Source organism: Varibaculum sp. C0165D1, from assembly GCF_056590355.1.
In genome coordinates this window covers 557,179-580,133 of the sequence record NZ_JBWPVY010000001.1, presented here as the reverse complement: position 1 = coordinate 580,133, position 22,955 = coordinate 557,179, and the positions used below count along the sequence as shown (strand labels likewise).

At 53.4% G+C, this 22,955-nt stretch carries 17 protein-coding genes; 9 read left to right on the top strand and 8 right to left on the bottom strand.

The window, feature by feature from the left end; translation table 11 throughout:
- Positions 1-31: 31 nt before the first annotated feature.
- Both AC1EKS_RS02630 and AC1EKS_RS02625 read right to left on the bottom strand, forming a co-directional pair.
- Complete coding sequence (locus AC1EKS_RS02630) at positions 32-1,843, bottom strand: DEDD exonuclease domain-containing protein (RefSeq protein ID WP_481009567.1); 1,812 nt, start codon at positions 1,841-1,843, stop codon at positions 32-34.
- Positions 1,840-2,241 carry a hypothetical protein gene (locus AC1EKS_RS02625; protein WP_481009568.1) on the bottom strand — a complete coding sequence of 134 codons (402 nt, stop codon included), beginning with the start codon at positions 2,239-2,241 and terminating at the stop codon, positions 1,840-1,842. The genes AC1EKS_RS02630 and AC1EKS_RS02625 overlap by 4 nt, the downstream gene beginning before the upstream one ends.
- Positions 2,242-2,303: 62 nt before the next feature.
- Between AC1EKS_RS02625 and AC1EKS_RS02620 the strand changes: the two genes are divergently transcribed.
- From AC1EKS_RS02620 to AC1EKS_RS02610, 3 genes are all read left to right on the top strand, one after another.
- A complete protein-coding gene (locus AC1EKS_RS02620; RefSeq protein WP_481010185.1) occupies positions 2,304-3,131 on the top strand; it encodes a lysophospholipid acyltransferase family protein in 828 nt (275 codons plus the stop codon).
- A gap of 238 nt (positions 3,132-3,369) precedes the next feature.
- Complete coding sequence (locus AC1EKS_RS02615) at positions 3,370-4,581, top strand: pyrophosphate--fructose-6-phosphate 1-phosphotransferase (RefSeq protein WP_481009569.1); 1,212 nt, start codon at positions 3,370-3,372, stop codon at positions 4,579-4,581.
- Between the two features lie 279 nt (positions 4,582-4,860).
- Positions 4,861-6,258 carry a class II 3-deoxy-7-phosphoheptulonate synthase gene (locus AC1EKS_RS02610; protein ID WP_481009570.1) on the top strand — a complete coding sequence of 466 codons (1,398 nt, stop codon included), beginning with the start codon at positions 4,861-4,863 and terminating at the stop codon, positions 6,256-6,258.
- A gap of 75 nt (positions 6,259-6,333) precedes the next feature.
- Here the strand turns inward: AC1EKS_RS02610 and pknB are convergent, their stop codons facing one another.
- Complete coding sequence (gene pknB, locus AC1EKS_RS02605) at positions 6,334-8,445, bottom strand: Stk1 family PASTA domain-containing Ser/Thr kinase (RefSeq protein ID WP_481009571.1); 2,112 nt, start codon at positions 8,443-8,445, stop codon at positions 6,334-6,336.
- 84 nt (positions 8,446-8,529) lie between these two features.
- Between pknB and AC1EKS_RS02600 the strand changes: the two genes are divergently transcribed.
- On the top strand, positions 8,530-8,871 hold the full coding sequence (locus tag AC1EKS_RS02600; protein ID WP_481009572.1) for an Rv2175c family DNA-binding protein: 342 nt from the start codon (positions 8,530-8,532) through the stop codon (positions 8,869-8,871).
- Between the two features lie 10 nt (positions 8,872-8,881).
- On the opposite strand, the gene AC1EKS_RS02595 is transcribed toward AC1EKS_RS02600, so the two are convergent.
- Positions 8,882-9,952 carry a polyprenyl synthetase family protein gene (locus AC1EKS_RS02595; protein ID WP_481009573.1) on the bottom strand — a complete coding sequence of 357 codons (1,071 nt, stop codon included), beginning with the start codon at positions 9,950-9,952 and terminating at the stop codon, positions 8,882-8,884.
- Between the two features lie 260 nt (positions 9,953-10,212).
- Here AC1EKS_RS02595 and AC1EKS_RS02590 point away from each other — a divergent pair, with 260 nt between their 5' ends.
- Entirely contained in the window at positions 10,213-12,387 is a 2,175-nt protein-coding gene (locus tag AC1EKS_RS02590) for an RNA polymerase sigma factor (protein ID WP_481009590.1), read from the top strand.
- A 110-nt stretch (positions 12,388-12,497) separates the two neighbouring features.
- On the opposite strand, the gene AC1EKS_RS02585 is transcribed toward AC1EKS_RS02590, so the two are convergent.
- Positions 12,498-13,937, bottom strand: coding sequence for a hypothetical protein (locus AC1EKS_RS02585; protein ID WP_481009574.1), 1,440 nt, complete (start codon positions 13,935-13,937; stop codon positions 12,498-12,500).
- A gap of 149 nt (positions 13,938-14,086) precedes the next feature.
- Between AC1EKS_RS02585 and AC1EKS_RS02580 the strand changes: the two genes are divergently transcribed.
- Positions 14,087-14,320: a DUF7455 domain-containing protein gene (locus AC1EKS_RS02580; protein ID WP_481009575.1), complete on the top strand. Its 234-nt coding sequence runs from the start codon at positions 14,087-14,089 to the stop codon at positions 14,318-14,320.
- 146 nt (positions 14,321-14,466) lie between these two features.
- Here AC1EKS_RS02580 and AC1EKS_RS02575 read toward each other — a convergent pair whose 3' ends face one another.
- From AC1EKS_RS02575 to AC1EKS_RS02565, 3 genes are all read right to left on the bottom strand, one after another.
- A complete protein-coding gene (locus AC1EKS_RS02575) occupies positions 14,467-15,258 on the bottom strand; it encodes a hypothetical protein (protein WP_481010184.1) in 792 nt (263 codons plus the stop codon).
- A 683-nt stretch (positions 15,259-15,941) separates the two neighbouring features.
- Positions 15,942-17,252 carry a hypothetical protein gene (locus tag AC1EKS_RS02570; RefSeq protein WP_481009577.1) on the bottom strand — a complete coding sequence of 437 codons (1,311 nt, stop codon included), beginning with the start codon at positions 17,250-17,252 and terminating at the stop codon, positions 15,942-15,944.
- A gap of 123 nt (positions 17,253-17,375) precedes the next feature.
- On the bottom strand, positions 17,376-18,500 hold the full coding sequence (locus tag AC1EKS_RS02565; RefSeq protein ID WP_481009578.1) for a hypothetical protein: 1,125 nt from the start codon (positions 18,498-18,500) through the stop codon (positions 17,376-17,378).
- 209 nt (positions 18,501-18,709) lie between these two features.
- On the opposite strand from AC1EKS_RS02565, the gene AC1EKS_RS02560 reads away from it, so the two are divergent.
- The 3 genes from AC1EKS_RS02560 to AC1EKS_RS02550 are packed head-to-tail and all read left to right on the top strand — an operon-like array spanning position 18,710 to position 22,948.
- Entirely contained in the window at positions 18,710-20,836 is a 2,127-nt protein-coding gene (locus AC1EKS_RS02560; RefSeq protein ID WP_481009579.1) for a DNA gyrase/topoisomerase IV subunit B, read from the top strand.
- A 40-nt stretch (positions 20,837-20,876) separates the two neighbouring features.
- Positions 20,877-21,965 (top strand): GNAT family N-acetyltransferase, encoded by a 1,089-nt coding sequence (locus AC1EKS_RS02555; protein ID WP_481009580.1) that lies wholly within the window; start codon positions 20,877-20,879, stop codon positions 21,963-21,965.
- Entirely contained in the window at positions 21,965-22,948 is a 984-nt protein-coding gene (locus AC1EKS_RS02550) for a hypothetical protein (RefSeq protein ID WP_481009581.1), read from the top strand. The genes AC1EKS_RS02555 and AC1EKS_RS02550 overlap by 1 nt, the downstream gene beginning before the upstream one ends.
- Positions 22,949-22,955 lie beyond the last annotated feature (7 nt).

The window sequence follows — 22,955 nt, the reverse complement described above, 5'->3', positions numbered from 1 at the left end:
TATCTGGGGTGTAGATTCCCGTCAGCCATACTCAGTGTTGGAAAGAAAAAGGTTTTCGGGCATCCGCTAGCTTTTGACGTAGCCGGGTGCGAGAAAGCATTCCCCGAGCCGGACATGCCAGTGCCGCCTTGCCCGCTATCCGCAGAATTCGGGTTCCTGGATGATAGATTTGCTCCGCTAAAATGTGCAGCTGCTCCCAAAGAACGCCCTGGGCGAGGAAGTGCGGGGCCGCAATCGGGAAAACAGTCTCTAGGGCCGCCACGGTTTGTTCTATAGCAATTTTAGGGGCGTTAGCGCAGGTAAATGCGGTTCCTACTACTTTTCCATAGGCGAGGGCAATATAAACCCACCCTCCGCGGGCAGCCGGGAGGGCCAAAACTAGTTCTGCTGCCTCCAAAATGGGGGCTAGTAACTCTTGTTCTGCCCCCGCGCGCAGCAGCGAAGATAGCTGTTCGCGGATCTTTGCCGCCTGCTCATATTCTTCGTTATCCGCCAAGTTCTGCACTTTAGCTAGCAGCGCATCGACCGCAGTCAGTTGTGCGGCGGGTTTATTAGCTGCCAGCTGAGTTAGGTGCCGAGCATACTTTTCTTGATTCTGCGGGCGACAGGGAGCAATACAGGCGCCCAACTGCTCTAGGTAACAAGAAGTGGCGGCGGAGCCGGGGGTAATCCCTTGGGTGCAGGTGCGCAGATTCCATTGCTGGGAGAGTACTCGGCGGACTCGCTCGGCGCTTTTACGGGTAGTAAAAGGCCCCAGGATACGGGAGCCATTTTCCCGCTCTACCCGTTTTGAAAGTTTTAGGCGGGGGAAATCCTCGTTAGTGAGTTCCAGCAACCAGTATTTATCGGGCCGGGTGCTGGCCCGATTGAAAGGAGGGTTGAGGCGGGCGATTAACTCCAATTCTTTTAGGCGCGCCAAGATAACGTGAGGAAAACAAAGATGCTTAATCCGGCAGGCTGCGGCAAGCATTTCCCGCATTTGCCGGCGTTTTTCACTTAAGGTGGTGTAACTGGCGACCCGCGTCCTCAAATTGGAGGCCGACCCCACGTAGAGTGGTTTTCCTTCCGCGTCCTCAAAAATATAGACCCCCGGGCGCTCCGGTAAATCCGCTCCCAGTATCCGTTTTGCCCGAATTTGCCGGGGAACCTTTTGTAATACCCGAAAATCTTGACTGTGGGTAAGCCCCGCTCCCTGTCCCAGATCAAGTAACCCCTGGAGCACCGTGACAGTAGCCAGGACATCGTCGAGGGCGCGGTGAGTAGGTTTTTCTGCACCGAAATAGCTGGCGAGGGTGGCGAGACGATGATTGGCGACGAAGGGGCGGGGCAGCAGCAGTCGGGCAATCGCCAAAGTATCGACCGTAAGGGCAGAAGGCAAGGGAGCATCAAGTTGTTCGGCGGCGCGGCGTAAAAATCCGGTGTCAAAACTTGCATTGTGGGCTACCAGGGCGTTTACCGGAGGAGAGTCGGGGCGCTCCGCCCTCCAAAACGAAAGGAAACGCGAAAATACTGCTTCGAGGGGATCGGCGGTAAGCACCATCGAGTTGGTGATTCCGGTGAGCGCCACTATTTTGGGAGGAATCGGGCGGCGGGTTTGCACCAGAGAACGAAAAGTTCCGCACAGCCGGCGCTTATAGTAACGCGCAGCGGCGATTTCGGTGATTTCTGCACCTGCGCCCATCCCGGTAGTTTCCAAGTCAACCACTAGGAAACAACAATCCGATAAAGGGGTTCCCAATTGGGAAAATTCTCCCTGCGGCCCTACTTCATCGGTGGTGGGCAGCAGGGTATTTAGATGAGCGCGTAAAGCGCGTGAGGGTGGACCGAAAAATTGGGCACTCACACCCTCGCTCCATCATCGTCGTCCCATTTATTGGTCAATGCACTGCGTCCACGAGGACGCAAATAAACCAAGAGGGCACAAAATAGCGCTAAATCCACAAATCCCAATACGTGGAGCCAGATCGGCAGGCTAATGCCCGCAATATAGCTGGCCACCCAGGCTATCAGCACTATTACGGTGATCACTAAGATGCGCATTGCCCCCCGCGGGCGGATGCTGGCGGGCAGTTCTGGGGGTTGAAACTGTTCGTCCGGCTCGGCTAATTCGTAATCTCGCGGTCCAGGGGCAAAAATACCGCTATCATTTAAGCTAGATGTAATATCCAAAAATTCTTCATCTACGCGACGTTGACTTGGGTTGCGGCGGCGATGCGCCCCCCACTTCTTGGGGAGTTTCATAGTCGTTAGTCTAGTCGGTCTTTAGGGATCGGCCAGTTAACCCGGGCGGGAAGGAAGCTTACGTGTTTTATCGGATGTTGAAAATAATCTTGGGCCCGATCCTAAAGGTCCTGTATCGGCCCTGGATCAAGGGAGCCGAGAACATTCCCGAGACCGGACCGGCGATTCTGGCCTCAAACCATCTGGCGGTTATCGATTCCTTCTTCTTGCCGCTAATGATTGATCGGGAAGTTGTTTTCGTAGGCAAAGCCGACTATTTCACCGGCAAAGGCCTAAAAGGTGCTTTTGTTAAATGGTTTATGACCCAGGTGGGTACGATTCCCATTGATCGTTCTGGGGGAAAGAAATCCCAGGTTGCCCTGCAAAAAGGCTTGGCGCGTCTACAAGAGGGCGAACTGTTTGGTATCTACCCGGAGGGCACCCGCAGCCCAGATGGGCGGCTTTATCGCGGCAAAACAGGGTTGGCACGTCTGTCGCTACGTTCGGGCGCCCCGGTAATTCCGGTGGCCATGATTGGTACCAATATTGCCCAGCCGATTGGTACCCGCATTCCGCGTCTGCACCGTATTGGGGTGGTAGTGGGTAAGCCTTTGGACTTTTCTCGTTACCAGGGGATGGAAGATGACCGTTACGTGTTGCGGGCGATCACTGACGAGATTATGTATTCCCTGATGAGCCTGTCGGGGCAAGAATACGTGGATCTGTATGCGGCGGATGTAAAAAAGGCGCTGGCGGCTAAGAAGGATGACGAGGAAGCCGTTGCCGCCGAACCCAAAGTGGAGGCTCCCGGGGGCAGGCAGGCTCCAGATGCCGAGGTACCGGAGCCACCTGCGGAAACCGCTAGCCCAGATCAGGATACAGCTGAATCTGACCCCCAGGGGGATAAGTAAAGGACTGTGGTTTAGTTAATCGCAGCTTTACCACCCGCAATGCGAACGCCTGCTAGCCAGTTAGTTACTGGCTAGCAGGCACCTGTGCTCATTTTGATCCGGGGTGCCGCACGCTAGTGGTAGTTGCCGCATGCTCAAATGCGGCATTGCCTTTGCATCCTAGGGCAAGGTGCGTTTTTTCGACTAGAATAATAGATGTCGGGGCCGATACTGGCCGAGTAATTCTTTTGGAGGAGATATGACCATTAAACGGGTAGCACTACTAACTGCGGGTGGCTTCGCGCCTTGTCTGTCATCAGCGGTTGGTGGATTGATCGAGCGTTATACCGAACTGGCCCCAGAAGTTGAAATCATCGCCTATAAGCACGGCTATCACGGGTTGCTGTCCAAGAACTTTATCGTGGTAGATGAAGAGGCGCGTAAAAATGCGGGACTCCTGCATCAATACGGTGGTTCCCCGATCGGTAACTCGCGGGTAAAGCTCACTAACACCGAAGATTTGGTTAAACGCGGTCTGGTTAAAGAGGGCGTTAATCCTCTGGAATTTGCGGCGAATCGCTTGGTAGAGGACGGGGTAGAGGTCCTGCACACTATCGGTGGGGATGACACTAACACCACTGCCGCTGACCTTGCGCATTACCTGCATGAACACGATTATGAACTGACTGTGGTGGGACTGCCTAAGACGATTGACAATGACATTATTCCGGTGCGGCAATCCCTCGGGGCTTGGACCGCGGCTGATAATGGGGCGCTTTATGCCGAACATGTGATCGCCGAATGTCAGTCCAATCCGCGGGAATTGATTATTCACGAAGTTATGGGACGTCACTGCGGATATTTGGCGGCTGCCACGGCCCGTTCCTACCGTAAACTTTTGGATAAGAAAGAATGGTTGCCCTCAATGGGGCTCACCCGCGAGTCCCGCGAGATTCACGCGCTATTCGTTCCCGAAGCTCATATCGATATCGAGGGCGAAGCTACTCGTCTTCGGAAAGTTATGGATGAGGTCGGCAACGTTAATATTTTCCTTTCCGAGGGCGCGGGAATCAATGAAATCGTGGAGCAGATGGAACAGGCGGGAGAGACAATTCCGCGGGATCCCTTTGGCCACGTGCAGATAGACAAGATTAACCCCGGTCAGTGGTTTGCTCGCCAGTTCGCGGAGCGCATCGGAGCCGAAAAAGTCATGGTGCAAAAATCCGGTTACTTCTCGCGTGCTTCCGCAGCTGGGGTAGAAGATCTGCGTTTGATTAAGTCTATGACCGACTATGCGGTGCAGTGTGCACTGGAAGGTAAACCCGGTTTAATCGGCCATGACGAGGAAAATGGCAACATTTTGAGCTCGATTGCCTTCTCTCGGATCAAGGGCGGTAAAGCCTTCGATATCAATACTCCCTGGTTCCAGGAAATGATGAAGGAAATCGGGCAGGAAGTAGAGCCTGCCTAAGGTTTAGCTGGCGCACCTAGCCCCTTTTAGCTGTGGGGTAGGGAGGCGCTAAATAACCTGTTGACTAGAATTCTTTGGCTCTCGCTGCGGCTAGCAGCGAGAGCCAAAGAAGTTTTTACCGCCAGTTGCAACGGGTAGGTAGCCAAGCTGCCTGCGGGGAGCTGGAAGGCAGAAATAACCGGAAACTGCGGCCCGGGAACAGAGGAGAAATAGGCAGAGAATAAGTCCGTCTCCCGGACTTATTCGTCTTAAAATCTAAAACTTACTAGGGTGGATTTCGTGGACGAGAAAACAACTAAAGCGCTGAATTCATGGCGGGCATACCCGGCCAGTCAGCAACCCAATTATCCAGATCAGGAGAACCTGCAAGAAAAGCTGGCTGACCTGCGTACTCGTCCTCCTTTGGTGTTTGCTGGCGAAGTGGATGCCCTCAAGGAACTACTGGGGCAAGCCAGTCAGGGTAAAGCTTTCGTGCTCACCGGCGGGGATTGCGCGGAAACTTTCGCCGAGTCAACCGCTAATCGAGTGCGGCTCAAAATCCAGACCATTTTGCAGATGGCGATTGTGCTCACCTATGGCGCCTCTTTGCCGATCGTGAAGATGGGGAGAATGGCTGGGCAGTATGCCAAACCTCGCTCCAGCGATACCGAAACTCGCGATGGGGTTACGCTCCCGTCCTATCGGGGGGATGCGGTTAACTCCTTCGAGTTCACCCCCGAGGCGCGCACGCCGGATCCGGCGCGCCTGCTAGATACCTACACTCGCTCGGGAACTACTTTGAACCTGATCCGCGCCTTTACCCAAGGTGGTTATGCCGACTTGCATCGGGTGCATGAATGGAACCGGGGATTTACTTCTAATCCGGCCTATAAACGTTTTGATGCCTTAGCCGCTGATATAGATCGCGCTATCTCCTTTATGGACGCTGCCGGGGTTAGCTCCGATGAACTGCGTACCGTCGATTTCTATAGCGCCCACGAATCGTTGCTTTTAGAGTACGAGCAGGCAATGACCAGGGTAGATTCTCGCACTGGCGAACTCTATGACACTTCTGCGCATTTCCTGTGGATTGGGGAGCGTACCCGGCAGGCAGATGGTGCCCATGTGGAGCAACTATCGAAAGTCGCCAATCCGATCGGGGTAAAAATTGGTCCCAACGCCACTGGGGATGATCTTGCGCGCCTGCAAGATAAACTCAATCCCGAGGCCGAGCCCGGGCGTCTTTCCTTTATCTCCCGGATGGGGGCACAGGAACTGGAGGCTGCTTTACCGGCGCTATTGGAGGCGCAGCTACGTGACGGCAGGCCCGTCACCTGGATGTGCGATCCCATGCACGGTAACACTATTTCCTCTTCTTCGGGCTATAAAACCCGCAGCTTTGAATGCATCCTGCAGGAGGTAACTAGTTTCTTCACCGCCCACCAGGAGGCCGGGACGATTCCAGGAGGAATCCACGTAGAACTAACCGGGGACGATGTCACCGAAGTGATTGGGGGCAGCGAGCACCTGACCGAGGACTCTTTAAAGAATCGCTACGAAACCCTGGTTGACCCGCGGCTTAATCACCAACAATCCCTGGAGCTGGCGTTCCAAGTGGCAGAGATGCTGCAGAAACGCCACGACACTTTGGGCAACCCCCTGCGCGAACCTTTAGAGCCCTGGGGATACACGGTTTAGGGGCGAGGCTTCGCCGTTTAAAGCGGAAAAGTCTTAGCGGCTGGCGGGCAGTTGCGCCCTGCAAAAAGCCCTAACCTAAACGTAGGTCAAAGTAACCGTGGAGCCGCTCTTTAGCTTGGTACCCCCGCCCGGGGATTGGGAATAAACCCGATTGGGAGCGATCCCAAGCAGCTGCTTTTTTACCTCAACCTGGAAACCCAAGTCCGTTAACTTCTTTTTTGCTTCTCCCATGGACAGTGCGGTCACGTTGGGAACCTCAATCATTTCTGGTCCCTGCGAAATCCGCACTTTTACCCGGTCGTGATGGTAAACGGTAGTTCCCGGTGCCGGTTCTTGTCCGATGACCTGCCCCCGAGGTACCGAATCAGAAAACTCGGTAGTTTTTTCCAACTCTAGTTTGAGTTCAGTCAAGGTTTTCGTAACCTCTTCTTCAGTTTTCCCCGTGAAATTAGGTAGGGTGATCGGCTCTTTACCTTTCGAAATGGTTACCTTCACCCCGCTGTGATGGCGCAAAGTGGTTCCGGCTTGCGGAACGGTAGCTATGATTTTCCCTTTTTCTACCTCGTCAGAGTATTCCTCGCTGGTGGAAGCTAGTTTCAATTTGGCTTCTTTGAGGAGTCTGCCCGCCTGAGCACCCTCCTTACCCGCAAGATCTGGCACTTTCACATATTCAATTCCCCGGGAAATATACAGTTTCACCAGTGAATTCTTTTTGGCCTTGTCCCCGGCCTTCGGGTCGGTGCGAGTGGCTTTTCCGGCAGCGATAGTGTCGGAGTACTCTCGCTTGGTATCCACTTTGAAGTGAGCTTTTATTAGCAGGGTTCTGGCCTGGGCGACAGTTTTACCCTCGACGTTAGGTACTGTTACTCGCCCTCCTGGTCCCAGGGTGAAATACCAGCCTGCCACTGCCGCCACCAGCACGAATATAAGGGTGATAACTGCTGCTATCCAGCGTTTCTTCTTTCCGTGCCCGGGAGTGGGTGTCGGGGAAGGGATGGCGTCTGCAGCTTCGACCATAGATACCGATTTTCCGGGGTGGGAAGTAACCGTTGGAGCGGAATAATCAGTGCTAGGAGGGGAGCTGTGAGGACGACGTGGGGCCGAGGGGACCTGCGGGGAGGCAACCGGCAAGACCGGTAGCCGGGCGGTGCCCCCTTTCCCCAGCGGGGTACGTTCAGTTTCTTTTTCTTGCGGAGCATTTGCCGGACGTTCAGCTTGACGCTTACAAAGCTCGGGACTAAGGCAATCCGATACCGCCCGTACCAGTTGCAGAGCCGCACCGGCATCAGTAGGCCGATCCTGGGCATTGCGAGCGGTCAGCGCCGCAATTAAGTCATCAACCTCGCTCGGAATCCAAGGTACCGAATCGGACAGGGGAGGTACGTCCTCGCTTACGTGTTGCCAGGCAGTGCGAATCGCGGTATCTCCTTGGAAAGGAGGTACCCCGCTGATCAGCTCGTATGCCATGATTCCCACGGAATAAACATCGCAGCGGGCATCCGAAGTAGTCTCGGAAATCAGTTCCGGAGCCAGATAGGTAACCGTCCCCATCACCGATCCGGTAGTGGTGCCGGTAGCTTGATTCACCGCGTGGGCGAGCCCAAAATCCGCCACTTTTACCTGTCCCGAGGGGGTTAGCAGAATGTTTTCCGGTTTAATATCCCGGTGAATAATCTGCATTTCATGGGCAGCCTGCAGAGCTTGTAAAACCTGTTCCGTGATTTTAAGGGCGCGCCCCAGCGGTAAGGTGCCTTCTTTGGAAAGAACCTGTCGCAAGTTGGAGCCGTTGATAAACTCCATCACCAGGTAGGGGCGGCGTCGCCAAGTTCCCTGATCAAAAATCTGTACAATTGCCGGATGCATCAGGCGGGCCGCAGAGCGGGCTTCCGCTTCGAAGCGTTCCACTAGGGAAGCGGTATTCGCTAAATGAGGATGCATAATTTTTAGGGCTACATCGCGCCCTAAGCGTTCATCGTGGGCCCGGTAAACGCTGGCCATCCCCCCGGTATCGATGATCTTCACGATGCGGTAGCGTCCATCGATCAGGCGTTTTAGCATCTGGTCTTCACTGGTAACGCTTTGCTCTCCGTCCGGAATCTGCCCGGTATTTTTACCCTTGGCGTGGGGAATAGACGAATCCTGCGGGGTGTCGCTGGCGCGTCCTTTAGCTTCCGGATCGATTCTCATAAGGCAATCCTAGCGGGAGCTGGCTCCATTACCGCGAAGCGGCGCGGATAGGAGCTGGCTTGCCCTCTCGGATAGGCTAAGAACATGGATATGATCAGTTTCGCGGAAGCCGCCGAGCGCCTCGGGGTAAAAGTTACCCGCGTCCACCGCCTCCTAAATGAGCATCGCCTGCTTGCATTACCGGATGAGCAGGAAAAACTACAGGTAGTAGCCGACTCGCTGCTGGACACCCCCGAGGGATGGACCTTAATCGAGCGTTTGCCAGGAACTATGCTCACCTTGCTAGACGGGGGTTTTACTACTCAACAGGCAACCGACTGGGTGTTGTCGCCCCAGCCTCTACTGGCTGACCAGCGCCCCCTAGACCTATTGCGTGCCGGCACGCACAGCAAGGTTAACGCGGTGGCCGCGATGCAAGCTCTCTAGGGCAAGGCCCTTAGGAATCTCGCTCAACTAGAGAGCGTCCCAGCTGCAAAAGTGCCTCGCGTCCCCGCTCATCGAAATCGCCATTTGCTACTAAGGCGTCACCTTTAGCAGCGTATTCTGCGATTAGCTGGCGGTGCCGCTCTTTTACCCCCTGCTCATTTAAGGCTTCGGTTACCGCCGAAATCTGCCCGGCAGTGGCTGCCCGATTACCGAAAACATAATGTAGCCCCTCGCGGGCGGAATCGCTCAGCAACTGCTCCGCTAGGGACCAGAGCACCGTTTTCTTTCCCTCAGTTAGATCTCCACCTGCGGGTTTACCTGTTTGTTTAGGGTCGCCAAAAACTCCGAGTTCATCATCGCAAAGTTGAAAGGCGATGCCCCAATATTCCCCAATCGCGAACAAGGTTTTCAGTTGGCTGGTGCTGGCACCGGCTAGGCGCGCACCTAAAGTGAGGGGGTGAGCAACCGAATAACGGCCAGATTTGTGGCGAATAACCGTCAAAATTCGTTCCCGCGCCGCTGCGGGATCAAGCTCATCAGTTTCTAGCCGCAAATCCAGATATTGCCCGGCGGCCACTTCCCGGGTCATTTCAGTCCAGTTAGTGAAGAAAGCTTCAGGATCTTTAGCGCTGGCGGATACCTCGAAAGCGCACTGGTCGGCAACCGCTAGTAGCAGATCTCCTAAGAGGATTCCCGCGAGCCGTCCGTATTCCTGATTGTCACCGCGGCGCTGCCCAGACAGATGCTGCTTAGAGAAATGAATATGGGCGGCATCTTTACCGCGTCGCAGCGGGGAGTTATCAATAATATCGTCATGTACCAGGGCGCTAGCTTGATAAATCTCTAGAGCTACCCCTAGGTCAAAAACCGATTTTGGTGGGGTAGAGGTGCTCGCGGTGATAGTTGTCCACCCGGTGTGGGCGAGGAGAGCTCGGGTGCGTTTACCTCCGGAAAGAGCCGCTAATCCCACTTGGAATAATTCTTCGAATCCCTCCAGGTCACGCCAGAGAGATACCCCGGTTTTCCAAGCCTGCGGCAATAATTCGTCAATCTGGGTGGGAAAATCCTGTGCAGTGGGCATCGCTTGCTTACTCTCTTTCCTCTTAAGCTCTCCTCTAGCCGCGAAAATCGACCTGGATTTGTGCTAGAAGGTGTGGTATTGAATTATAATTATTGAGCATTCTCTATGAAATCGTTTAGAAATCAGGAAAGGTCGCTGTGACTCCTCAACCTGCTCAATCTGAATCTAGCGCGAAAACTTCCTCGAAGGCTACTACCGCCGGAAAATCTGCTAATAAGAAGACCGCTAAAAGCACTGCCAAGAAGACCACTGGCAAGACGGTGGCGGCAAAGAAAACAGCAGCGGCGAAGACTACCGCCAAGAAGACTGCTGCTACTAAGAAGACAGCAGCGGCAAAAACTGCCACCAAGAAGACGGCAGCTGCCAAGACTCCTGCCAAGAAGGCTGCCGCTACTAAGAAGACAACGGCGGCCAGTAAGACTGCCACGAAGACGGCAACTAAGAAACCTGCGACGGCTAGCAAGACCGGTGCCGCCAAGAAGACTGCTACTGCTGCCAAGAAGACTGCGGCGGCAAAAACTGCCACCAAGAACGCTGCGGCGGCAAAAACTACCGCCAAGAAGACAACAGCGGCCAAGGCTCCTGCCAAGAAGACCACGGCGGCTAAGAAAACTGCGGCGGCCAGCAAGACCGGTGCTGCCAAGAAGACTACTACTGCTGCCAAGAAGACAACAGCGGCCAAGGTTCCTGCCAAGAAGACTACGGCGACTAAGAAGGCCGCGACGGCCACCAAGGCTACCACCGCCAAAAAGACTACTGCAGCTAAGAAAACCACTACTGTCAACGCTAAAGCGGCTCCTAAGACTGCCTCCAAGGCTTCGACAAAGGCCGAAACTACCGCCAAGACCGCAGCCTCCAAACCAGCGGCTAAGAAGACTCCTGCCGCGAAAAAGACTGCTGCCAAGAAGACCAGCACTGCCAAGGCTGCTGCGGCGGCCAAGGCTGCGCCTAAGACCGCTGCTAAGGCTTCGGAGAAGGCTAAAGAAACCGAGGCTAAATCAACAGCTAAGAAACCGGCAGCTAAGAAGACTGCTGCCAAGAAAACTACTGCTTCCAGCAAGACTAGCGCTGCAAAGAAGACAGCTGCCGCTAAGAAACCAGCAGTCAAGAAAACCAGCGCAGAAGAGGCAAAGGAAGCAACAAAAAAGGAAACTGAGAGCACTCTTGCAGGTGATGATCAAGAACTAGCGGCAAAAGATGCCCAGCTTGATGAGGACGGGGTAGAGCCGGGCGAAGAGGATCTCAGCGACGCAGAAGAAATCGACCTCGAATCGGAGCTAGCTGATAGCGATGAGGATGAAGAGGACGATGAAAAGCACGGTGAAGATCGCGAACCCGAAGAAGACGAGGATGAGGAAGAAGAGGAAGCAGAGGAACCTGCTTCCGCCAATGCGATCGAGGGCTTAAATAAGGCGATTGCTCAGGCAAAAGCCAATGCGAAGGGGAAGAAAAAAGGCAATTCCTTCACCGTTTCTGATTCTGATGAAACCGATGAGCCGGCACAGCGAGTCACGGTCGCAGGTGCAACCGCCGATCCGGTAAAGGACTACCTGAAACAGATCGGTAAAGTTGCGCTGCTAAACGCGGCAGAAGAGGTAGATTTGGCACGGCGCATTGAGGCCGGTCTTTTTGCCCAGCATAAGTTAGAAACTGAATCGGAAAACCTGACTTCTAAGATGCGCCGGGATCTGCATTCTTTGGCGATCGATGGTCAGCATGCCAAGAATCACCTGCTAGAAGCTAACTTGCGGCTAGTGGTATCGCTAGCGAAGCGCTACACCGGACGGGGAATGCTGTTCTTGGATTTGATTCAAGAGGGGAACTTGGGGCTAATCCGGGCAGTCGAAAAATTCGACTACACCAAAGGCTATAAGTTCTCTACCTACGCCACCTGGTGGATTCGCCAGGCGATTACCCGTGCGATGGCCGATCAGGCCCGCACTATCCGCATCCCGGTTCACATGGTCGAGGTAATCAACAAGCTGGCCCGGGTACAGCGGCAGATGCTGCAGGATCTGGGGCGCGAACCTACTCCCGAGGAGCTCGCTAAAGAGCTGGATATGACGCCTGAAAAAGTGGTGGAAGTGCAAAAGTACGGTCGGGAACCGATTTCTTTGCACACGCCTTTGGGGGAGGACGGTGACAGCGAATTTGGGGATCTGATCGAGGACTCCGAGGCGGTAGTACCCGCCGATGCGGTCAGCTTTACCCTCCTGCAAGAACAGTTGCGCAGCGTCCTCGACACCCTGTCAGAGCGGGAAGCCGGGGTAGTGTCGATGCGTTTCGGTTTGGGTGACGGCCAGGCGAAAACCTTGGATGAGATCGGCAAAGTTTATGGGGTTACTCGCGAACGTATCCGCCAGATTGAATCTAAAACTATGTCGAAGTTGCGTCACCCCTCCCGTAGCCAGGTGCTTCGCGACTACCTCGACTAGCTGCCTGCGGCGCTAACCTCACCGCGACTAGCCTCCCGGTTAGGGGCGGAAGCTGCAAAAATGGGAGTTACGGAAAGTAAGCGAGCTTATTTTCCGGGAATCCAGCAGATTTACCAGGCCGCCGATAGCTTTTGGTAATCGGTAACTACCGGTTTTCCGTCTTGGGTGCCGATGGTCATTTCAACTTCGGTTTTCCCTTCGGGCGGCTGGTAGAGGGAAATTTTCCCGTTACCGGAATAGTTGAGATTGTAGGGAGCGGCGCCTCCCACAATATGCGCGCAGTAGGGGTGAGCAGAATCTTCCGGGTCAAAGATGCACAGCACCTTTTGCCACCCCATCCCCACATTGTCGTAGATTAAAGCGTCGAGATACCCGTCTTGATTTACGTCTGCATAGGAGAATCTGCTGTGATTCGGATCGGGGGTGAATCCTTTATCGTCTTGATGAGCGCCGTTATTAGAAATATCTACTAAGGGATCAGAAGTGCCTTCCACCATCCCGGGTGCTGTCTCAATTGAGAGGCCATCTCTAAGCTCTAACCAGCAATCTGCTGGGCCATCTGGCATTTTTTGGAACTGGGGAGCTCCTTGGTCATCCTGCCAGTAGGATTTAGCGCATTTTTCGCTAGGGACATAACCAAAATTACCGTTAGGGAAGTACAGATTTTCAAAGTCAATGTCTTTGATGGCATCTGGTTTTGCTACCTGAGGAATATCAGAGTCCGCAATAGGAGACTTATCGGCTTTATCACTTGGAATATAGAAGTTTGTCTTGTTAACTACTCCGCCCTCTTCAGGGGAGGTAGTATTAGTGTAAACCCCATGTTTATCAGCGTAAACACTTGGCTTGTCCGGAAGTTTTTCCATCCACAGGGGTTTATTATTTTTGGGGCTGTAGGCAACGATAATGCTTGCCTGATCGGCGCTGGGCGCCGCCCCAATAATAACGTTTTCATCTTTATAGATTTGGTGAGTGAAACGGTATTTATCGTCTTTATTTTCCGTTACCTGATCTGTTTTAGCGCAGATAATCTTGGAATCTTTGACTAGGTAGGGACGGAGTAAATCGTTGTTGCAAGCCGGGAGATCTTTGATAGTGCCTTGGGCTTTTCCATCTTTAGTCGACAGGTATTGCACTTTTCCAGCTTGATTTTGATTCAGCATAATTAACGCAATCTGTTTGTCACTGAGTGACATGGCGTAGGTGCTGGTGATTTCGCCGGTTACTGCTGCCAGGTTGGTGGCTTCCTTATCCCAAGATTTGCTGATGCCTTGGTCTAAAGTATCCTGGTCTAAAGCTTTTTCGGGGGGAGAAACCGTTTTCTTAGAAACCAATATTCCCAGAATAGTTAGGGCCACAATTAGCAACACCGCTATGGCGAGGAATAGCCATAGTTTGGTTTTTTTGGTTTTCTTACCCGTGTCACCAAAGTTGTTTTGAACTGCAGCGTTATTTGGATAAACAGGCACTGTTTCCTTAATGTCACCAGTCACGTCTTTGTCATCTGGGAATTGTTTATTACCGCGATCAGCGGGAGAAAAACTATTCACATTCAAAGAATATCCATCGACATGAGGGCACTGTCTATCGTTTTAAATAAAAGTCCTAATATTCAGACTAGCCGCTGGGGGATTTTGCCAGACGCGAAAGGATGAGCAGTGGGCGTGACTTCCTTAGGTGGGCAGTGGACAATGAAAGCATGAGTGAGCAAACCTATGTTTTTGACGCGACTGATCGTTGCGATACCTGCGGAGCGCAGGCGTGGGTTCTTGCCCGCCTGGAGGCCGGCAATCTATTTTTCTGCGCCCATCACGCCCACGTCCTAGTGCCGGCTTTGCGGGAAAGCGGCGCCGAAATCGTAGATAACACCGAGCAGCTGCATTTAGAGGAAGCCCAAAACGCGCCTCTGACTTCACTTTCTCGCGCCCGCTAGGGGCGGGTTACCGTACTAGCTATCAGCTTCTAAGCTGCGCTAATCCCTGGGTTTGATTTTTCCCGATTAGATAGTCTGTCGGGGTGGTTCTGGTTGGATGCCTGGGATTTTAGGCTCAGGTGGTGTCGATACAGAAAAACCGTAGCTCAATCTGTCTGAGTAGATTGCTCTGTTTCGGCTACGTGCTTGGGCTTGTGGGAATCGCTATCTTGATTTGATCCGTCCGGATTCCCCGCTCCTTCTGCCTCTCCCGATTGGGTAGGTTCGAAGGATTGTGCGGGTTGCCCGGACTGTCCAGGCTGCGGCGAGCTAGCTGCATGTTTTCCGCGGTGGGATTCGGTAGCTTGATTCGAGTCGTCAAGATTTCCCCGTTGTCCTGCTGCTGGTTGTGGGGGAGCGGCAGGAGGTTGGAATCCCGAGGTGGGCCTTCCGTAGCCTTGAGGCGGCATCGGGTACCCAGTTTGCGAGCCTTGGGGATTGGCTGGCGGGTAAGGATACGGGTAGGGGTTGCAGCTGCCTGGCATTGGCGCTCCTGGCTGTCCTTGCGGGGAAACATTCGGGGGATAGGGCGCCGCTCCTGGGATGCCGGGAACCCCTGGTGCCGCAGGATATCCCGGTATCTGAGGCTGGGGTGGGTATGCGGAGTTTCCCGGGGTAAAAGGAGGCGGAGGGTAGGCGCCGTATCCTGCCGGGTATGGAGGCAGGTTTTCCTGCTTCTTCTTGCGCTTACTTCTCACGATCAACAGCACAATCACTGCCACAATAATCAGCGCCGCCGGAATCGTAATCCCTAAAATCAGCCCTAACTTGGAGCTGTAACGTTCACCAGTAATAGTAAGCTGGCTCCAACTCTCAATGACTTTCTCTTTCTGTTCATCTGTTGAAGGGTGCTCCAGTGTCCAGGTATTGCCGGATATTTTTCCAATATTTGGAGTCACATTTTTAATTTTTCCGGGGAACACATACCGTATAAGTCCAAGATCGTGCCCCTTAATTATTTCTTCTGAAGATATCGGTCCCATCCAGGCGGGTTTTACGATAAGGACACCCTCATCAGTGATTTTTGGACTCGTTTTTGAGGAGGCTCTCTCAAGTAATTTTTCGTCCCATTTACCCGTGTATTCGAGAAAAACGTGCGAGTCTATAAACCTGCAATCTTCTACCTGGAGGCTGGAAATACCCTCATCTTCTCCGTCTCTTTCGAGCTTATTATTTATCATCCTATTTCGATCTAATTTTAGTCCCTCACATATTTTTTTGGGATCTGTTGCGTCTGTTTGGCTGGGCATATCTTCTTTTTCACCCTCGTAAACAGAAGCCTTAAAGCTGAGGTCTTCGGAAATGGAAAAGTCATAGAGGTATTGATTTGTGGCGTGTGCGGGTGCGGAGGGTAGAACCACCGAAGAAACGACCAGTAGTGCGGTCAGCAGTCCCCCTAGTAAAAGGTGGGGAAGTCCTTTGGCGAATATTGGGCATTTCATGGGGATTCCTTTACTAGTCCAGCAGCTGACTCGGTTAGCTGTATGTATTCCTGATTATATTTCCTAGGTTCGAGTAAGGGGCGTAGAGGGGAATTTTATTTATTCCAGGCGACAACAGCGTTTTTGCTCGTCAAGTGCTCTTATCGATGGGAGCCCGGTTCCTTCCTATTTTCTTCCTCAATGCCTGGCGTTGACTCTTCTGGATGCCAAGGCTTGCCGGATTGGTCAGTTTGTCCGGGTTGTGGGGGAGCTTGCTGCGGAAAGAATCCCGGGGTGGGGGCGCCGTAGCCTTGGTTTGGTATCGGATAATATCCGCCACTTGGGTTTTGAGGATTAGCTGGCGGATAGGGATACGGATAAGGATAGGGGTAGGGGTAGGGGTAGGGGTAGTGGCCACTCTGCCTTGCCGCTCCCGGCTGTGCTTGCGGAGGAACATTCGGGGGATAGGGCGCCGGTGGGAAGTAACCGTATTGGGGCGGATAGCTAATTTGGGGGGAACCCTCAAGCATAGAGGGTTGTGGAGGGACCGGCATCACAGGTTGTCCGATGGGCATGTCGGGAGTTTCAGCCATGTCGGGCTGCCCGGTCGGGATTCCCTCAGCGTCAGGCAGGGAAGACTGCGTCGAAGGCAGAGGAGGCTGTGCGGTGGACATCCTAGCCGTCCTAGGCGCGGGTGAGTGAGCCCCGGACTCATCGCTGGCTGCAGACGCAGGATTTTCGCGCACAGCAGGTGGCGACGGGTAGGTCCCGTAGGCGTGTTTAGATTTATCGGAGTCCTTTGGCTTCGTCTTGCGGATATTCGCCACTATCACTGCCACAATTATTGCCACAATAATCAGCAAAGCGAGGATAATCATTCCTGTCGTCCCCAAGATAGAAGCATGACGTGATGCAGTAATCGTTACCGAGCTCTCGATTTCGCTAGCACTTTCTATCGACCAAGTATTGTCATATGTATGTCCAAAACCGGGTTCTACGGTTTTAACTTTTCCGGGGAAAGTTATGTATAACCCGCCGATATCACTGGCACTATCACTATCCTCGAAAGAAGTTTTCCCACTTATCCCGGGAGGAAACGACAATATGATTTCATCGTCGGTAATATTCCAGCCATGATTGCTTTGACTGCCCTCTTGGCAATGCCCAGAGAATTCGAGACTTATCTGATGTCCGTGCTGTTCACAGTCTTCAATCTGGAAGCCGCTAAGCCCTGTAACCTCTCCGGGAAGATATTGAGTCTCCGTTTTCAGCAGTTCACAAGATAAATAGTCCCCAGAATCAGAAACAGGTCTATCCGGTACTCGGAGATTCATAAATCCGTGAACTGCCAGATTCTCATCTATGGACATATCGAGTAGGTAGTCATCATCAGCATTCGCGGGTGCGGCTGGTATCAGCAGGGCTAGTACAGCTATTACCGCGCCGAGAAGCATCTTTGTTAAGTATTTCAAGGCGGTTCCTCTTGGTAGTCCATAAGTAGATTTCTTGAGCTTTTTGTGTGCCTGATTATAGTCGTAGGTCTTGATGGTAAATTTCTATTGCAGTTTTATAAATGGTCAGGAATAGATCCTGTCCTAGGTATCTGGGTTTTCTTGTTCGTCGAATCCAGGTTTCTTCCTATTGTCTTGCCTGGGAGATTGCGCAGTCATGGGTGAATTTGTAGGTTGATCGGGTTGCAGGGGTGTTTGGGGTGGGGGGAATCCCGGTGCGGGGGAGCCGTAGCTTTGTGGTGGCATCGGGTACCCAGCTTGCGAGCCTTGGGGATTGGCTGGCGGGTAAGGATACGGATAAGGATAGTTCCCGCCGGGCATGGGCACAGCTGGCTGCCCTTGCGGGGGGACGTTCGGGGGATAGGGCGCCGCTCCTGGCATACCAGGTGCACCTGGAGCTGTAGGATATCCCGGCATTTGTGGAGAGCCAACAACGTGCGGCTGCTCCCCGGGTATTCCCAAATCCTTAGACATAGAGGCTGATGGGGGATAGATGCTGGAATCGGGTTTAGACCTGCTGGAGTTTTGCGGCTTCTTCTTGCGGTTTCTTATCACCAGCACCGCCACAATAACCGCTGCAATAGTTATCAGTAGTAACGTAGTGATGATGATGAGATGCACCGGCCTCAAACCAGAGAAAAAGGAGGGTTTATTACGTTCAGCGGTAATAGTTACTGTTCTGTCTATTTCGCTAGGATTATCTACTGACCAAATATTGCCAGAAGTGGATCCCACATTGGGCTCTACACTTTTAACTGTTCCGGGGAAGGTAACTCGGATTCCGCCGATATCAGTTTCGTTTGCGTCAGATGCCGCACCAATGCCAGGAGAAAAGGACAAGATAATTTCATCTTTGGTAATTTTCCAGCCGTTAGTGCTTTGAGCGCCCTCTCTGGCCTGCCCCGACAATTCGAAGGAAAGAATGTTCCCTTGCTGGTCACAGCTTTCAACTTTGAAGTTACTCAGATCGCGGACCCCTCCGGGGAAGAACTCATCCCATGCTTTTATCAACCCACAATCTAAAGCACCCCCCAGTAAAGTAGCTAATTCCTCGGATAGTGGAATGTTCATAGATGCGTGAACCTCTAAATCCGCATCTATAGACATGTCAAGCAGATAATCGTTGGCTGCATTTGCGGGTTCAGCTGGTATCAGCAGGGCGAGTACAGCTAATAGTGCACCGAGGAGCATCTTTGCTAGGCGTTTCAAGGCGGTTCCTTCTTCCCCGACTAGCTAGAGTCAGTTACTTAGGCATTTTCTTTACCTTTATTAACTCATATCTTCATTCCGCCGGAGCTAAAACCAACACTGTAAAACAGAGGAAACGCCCCCAAAAACCCGACGGGAAGTCCCTCACAATAACTCGCCCTCGGAAAGCCGCTCGCCACCCTAAAAGCGCCACCCTTTAAACTAGGAGGGTGGCACTTAAGACGAAATCGGACTACACCGCCCGGCATCTGTCGGTACTAGAAGGACTTGACGCAGTTCGCAAGCGTCCCGGAATGTATATAGGATCCACCGATCACCGCGGGCTGATGCATTGCCTATGGGAAATCATCGACAACTCGGTCGATGAAGCCCTGGAAGGTTACTGTGACCAGATCGAGGTCACTATCGGCGATGATCATTCGGTATCGGTAGCGGACAATGGCCGCGGTATCCCCGTTGATAAAGTCCCCGGGGTGGGACTCTCTGGGGTAGAGGTCGTCTACACCAAGCTGCATGCGGGTGGAAAGTTCGGCACTGGCTCCTATGGGGCCGCGGGCGGCCTACACGGAGTGGGCGCTTCGGTAGTCAACGCTCTTTCTGCGCGCCTAGATGTGCAGGTAGATCGGGGTGGGAAAACCTATCAAATGTCTTTCCTGCGTGGAGAACCCGGGGAGTTTGATGATAGCGAATCCCGCACCCCGACCTCGCCGTTTAAGCCCTTCACTAAAGAATCGAAACTGAAAGTAGTAGGGAAAGCCCCCAAGAAAAAGACCGGAACCCGGGTGCGTTTTTGGGCAGATTTCCAGATTTTCCCCAAAACCGCCTCCACCGGATTTTCTTGGGAACACCTTTTAGAACGTGCGCGCCAAACCGCATTCCTAGTGCCGGGACTAACTATTATTTGCCGAGATGAACGCCCCGAAGAACCCCTAGAGGAATCTTTCAAGGCCGAGGGCGGAACCGAAGACTTCGTAGATTTCCTCGCCCCCGATCAGGCAATTATCGACACCTGGTGTATCCGTGACCAGCGCACCTACAGTGAAACTATTCAACAGTTAGACCAAAAAAGCGGACATCTACGTCCGGTCGAAGTCGAACGCACCTGCGATATTGATATTGCGCTTCGTTGGGGCAACGGCTACGACACCGTAGAGCGGTCTTTCGTAAATATCGTGGCCACCCCGATGGGCGGCACCCACATCATGGGGTTCGAAAACGCCCTGGTGCGGGTGTTGCGCAGCCAGATTGATAAGAATAAGAAATCGAAGCGCCTGAAACTCACGCAAAAAGAATCGAAGATCAGAATCGAAAAAGAGGACGTGATGGCGGGGCTGACCGCGGTAGTGACCGTGCGACTGCCCGAACCCCAGTTCGAGGGGCAAACTAAGGAAGTTTTAGGTACTCCCCAAGTGCGCCAGGCAGTCTCCAGCGCAGTCACCCAGTGGCTGGAAAAGAAGTTTGCTTCCTCTAAACGTGACGATAAACAGCAAGTATTTGCCCTGATGGAAAAGGTAGTGGGGGAGATGCGGGCGCGAGTGAGCGCGCGGCATCAAAAAGAGATTTCCCGGCGCAAAAATGCCCTGGAAACTTCCTCGCTGCCGGCAAAACTAGCGGATTGTCGCTCCAATAAAGTCGATGATTGCGAACTATTTATCGTAGAGGGCGACTCGGCGCTAGGCACCGCCAAACAGGCACGTTCCGCAGATTTCCAAGCGCTGCTGCCGATTCGCGGGAAAATCCTCAACACCCAAAAAGCCTCGACCTCCGATATGCTATCCAACGCCGAATGTGCGGCGATTATCCAAGTAATCGGGGCCGGTTCTGGGCGCAGCTTCGACTTGGACTCGGCTAGGTACGGCAAAGTAATTATGATGACCGATGCCGATGTGGATGGAGCCCATATTCGCACTCTGCTGCTCACCCTATTCTTCCGTTATATGCGCCCCCTGATTGCTGCCGGGCGGGTCTACGCGGCAGTACCCCCACTGCATCGGATCGAAGTGCCAGCTCAGGGGCGGAAAAAGAAAGAAATTATTTATACCTATTCCGAGGACGAACTGCATGAGCGCCTGCGCTCCCTCGCCAAGAGTGGACGCAAATATAAAGAACCCATCCAGCGTTATAAAGGTTTGGGCGAGATGGATGCTTCCCAGCTCGCGGAAACCACGATGCAACGGGGCAAACGGATGCTGCGACAAATCACTTTTGCCGATGAAGCCGCGCTGGCACAAGCAGAAAATATTTTCGAGCTGCTAATGGGTTCTACGGTAGCGCCGCGACGCGAGTTCATTGTGGCAGGCGCAGACCAACTGGCAGCTGAACAAATAGATGCTTAACAGTTTCAGTTTGCTCCTTTTTCCCCGTTAAGATAAAAACATGTCAACTCTGCGCGAAAGGTTGGGAAACCTACCAGCTGCCCCGGTGCCCCCGGTACACCTGGGGCTATATTGGCGTCCCTCGCGCGAAACTGATTCTTGGAAAATCCGGGAACTAATCCACCTGACCGAGCAGCGCTCCCGCCCGGCACGTCCAACTTCCGAGGCTGAAATCACCCGCTTGACCCAGGCACTGAGTCATCCGGAACTGCAAGACTGCCTGATCGGATTGGATTCGCGGGGAAACCTAGCAGCTTTCGGGTCAGTCACCTTACAGCCGGACGAAAAAAGTTATGCCCGCGCGGACCTGTTCGCAGTTACTGCCGAGCACTGGCGCGGACGTGGAATCGGCAGAGCTTTGCTGGCCTGGCAAGATGTGCGCGCCCGGGAACTGATGCTGGGCTACTATGGCGAAGACTATGACCGTCCCGCTCAGATCCGCAACGTAGTAGATGAGCGCGCCGGGGACCGCCGAATGTTGTATGCAGCCGCGGGTTTTTCTGCTCAACGCACTATAAAAGTTTTTTCTCATGGCTTGGACCCCGCTGATCTCGCTACCCTGGAAGGAAAGTTCCCCACTAAGGATGTACGCATAGTTTCTGCCCGGCGGCTCTCTCCCGATCAATGGGAAGAAATAAAAACCCTCCACGTAGCTAACTCCGCGCGCCTATATGCCGATAAAGGAGATGCTTCCCGCTGGTGGGGGCGGGTAGTAGCGAATCTGGCTCCCAATCTTTCCTTTGCGGCTATCTCGATGAGTTCGGGTCGCGTTCTTGCCTATTGCCTGGTGGTATACCGGAATCTGTGTCAAAGCAGCTGCTTAGAATCCGGGGGTGCCTCTGAACAAATTATTCCGGCAGTAGCAGTAGATATTTTTGGTGATGATCGGCAAAACGCCGATAACCACGGCGCAGAGTTCGCGGTCTTAAAACAAACTCTCTCCCAAGTGCTTTCTGCCTGCGCGGACTCGGGCTATGAACAGGTCTTTGCCGAGGACAACTATCCCAAACTTGGTGACCTCTCCCAGGTGTGCAGTGCCTGTGGTTTTCAGCTGGCGGGGGCGCGCATGATCTATACGGTGGAGCTGTAATGAGCGGGCAGGAATGGTCTTTGCCGGCCGGTGGCGGAAAATTTTCTTGGCGTAGCCTAGGTCCCGATAACGTGGCGGAAATGGGGAGCCTGATCCATCGGATCGAAGAGTTCGACAATCCCCCCTTTCGGACCGCGATTTCTGAAATCGCAGATTTTTTTGCCGCCCCCTCCAGCTGGCGCACTATCGGCGCTTTCGGCCCGGAAAATAACCTGGTCGCCTACGCACAGGTACGTCCGCGGCTGCTAGCAAACGAAGTGGTTTGCGAAGGCGGAGTAGATCCGCGTTATCGTGGTCAAGGACTAGGACGCATATCCATCTCTTGGCAGCGGGATCAAGCGCGTGCCCTGTTAGATCACTCCCGGCCGGGGCGCGTCCTATTTTACGTGGAAGATATCGCCCCGGAACTGTCGCAGTTGCTGCTAGAAGCGGGTTATTCGCAAACTGATTCTTTCGTGGATGTATCTCGCGACCTGTCCCACCCGATCGAGATCCCTGCCCTTTCTCATCCCTTCCACATCGTTACCTGGGATAAAGAGCTCGATGACCTGTTGCGACAAGCTCTCAACCGGATCCTGGAAGAACAAAAACCGGGATCGGGATACAGCTCGGAGGATTGGACCACCCGCCGGGGAGCATTTATCCCGGAATGTTCCTTCGTAGCACTAGATAAAACTACTGACCGTTCCCAGATTGCCGGCTTTGTGCTTTCTTCTATCTACCGGCAAGATTGGACCGCGGTAGGCAACCGTCAAGGATATATAGATCTGCTGGGCCTGCTTCCAGGATGGGAAAATGCGGCGATTTTGAAATCGCTAATCGCCTGCGTACTCCAGGCATTTAAGAAACAAGGATTCGCCACCGCTGGGGCGCTATTGCCCGAGGCCGCTGACCCGGCAACCCGGCGTCTTTTTCTCGAGGCCGGATTTAAAGTCATCGGAACCTCTACCCAGTATGCGATTGAAACTCCCGCCCTGCAGTAGGATACCC

Excerpts from the sequence above, each read along its gene's own strand:
- AC1EKS_RS02600 (WP_481009572.1), top strand. The coding sequence starts at position 8,530 with ATGGATATGATCAGTTTCGCGGAAGCCGCCGAGCGCCTCGGGGTAAAA.
- AC1EKS_RS02550 (WP_481009581.1), top strand. The coding sequence starts at position 21,965 with ATGAGCGGGCAGGAATGGTCTTTGCCGGCCGGTGGCGGAAAATTTTCT.
- AC1EKS_RS02580 (WP_481009575.1), top strand. The coding sequence starts at position 14,087 with ATGAGTGAGCAAACCTATGTTTTTGACGCGACTGATCGTTGCGATACC.
- AC1EKS_RS02625 (WP_481009568.1), bottom strand. The coding sequence starts at position 2,241 with ATGAAACTCCCCAAGAAGTGGGGGGCGCATCGCCGCCGCAACCCAAGT.
- AC1EKS_RS02615 (WP_481009569.1), top strand. The coding sequence starts at position 3,370 with ATGACCATTAAACGGGTAGCACTACTAACTGCGGGTGGCTTCGCGCCT.
- AC1EKS_RS02595 (WP_481009573.1), bottom strand. The coding sequence starts at position 9,952 with ATGCCCACTGCACAGGATTTTCCCACCCAGATTGACGAATTATTGCCG.
- pknB (WP_481009571.1), bottom strand. The coding sequence starts at position 8,445 with ATGAGAATCGATCCGGAAGCTAAAGGACGCGCCAGCGACACCCCGCAG.
- AC1EKS_RS02555 (WP_481009580.1), top strand. The coding sequence starts at position 20,877 with ATGTCAACTCTGCGCGAAAGGTTGGGAAACCTACCAGCTGCCCCGGTG.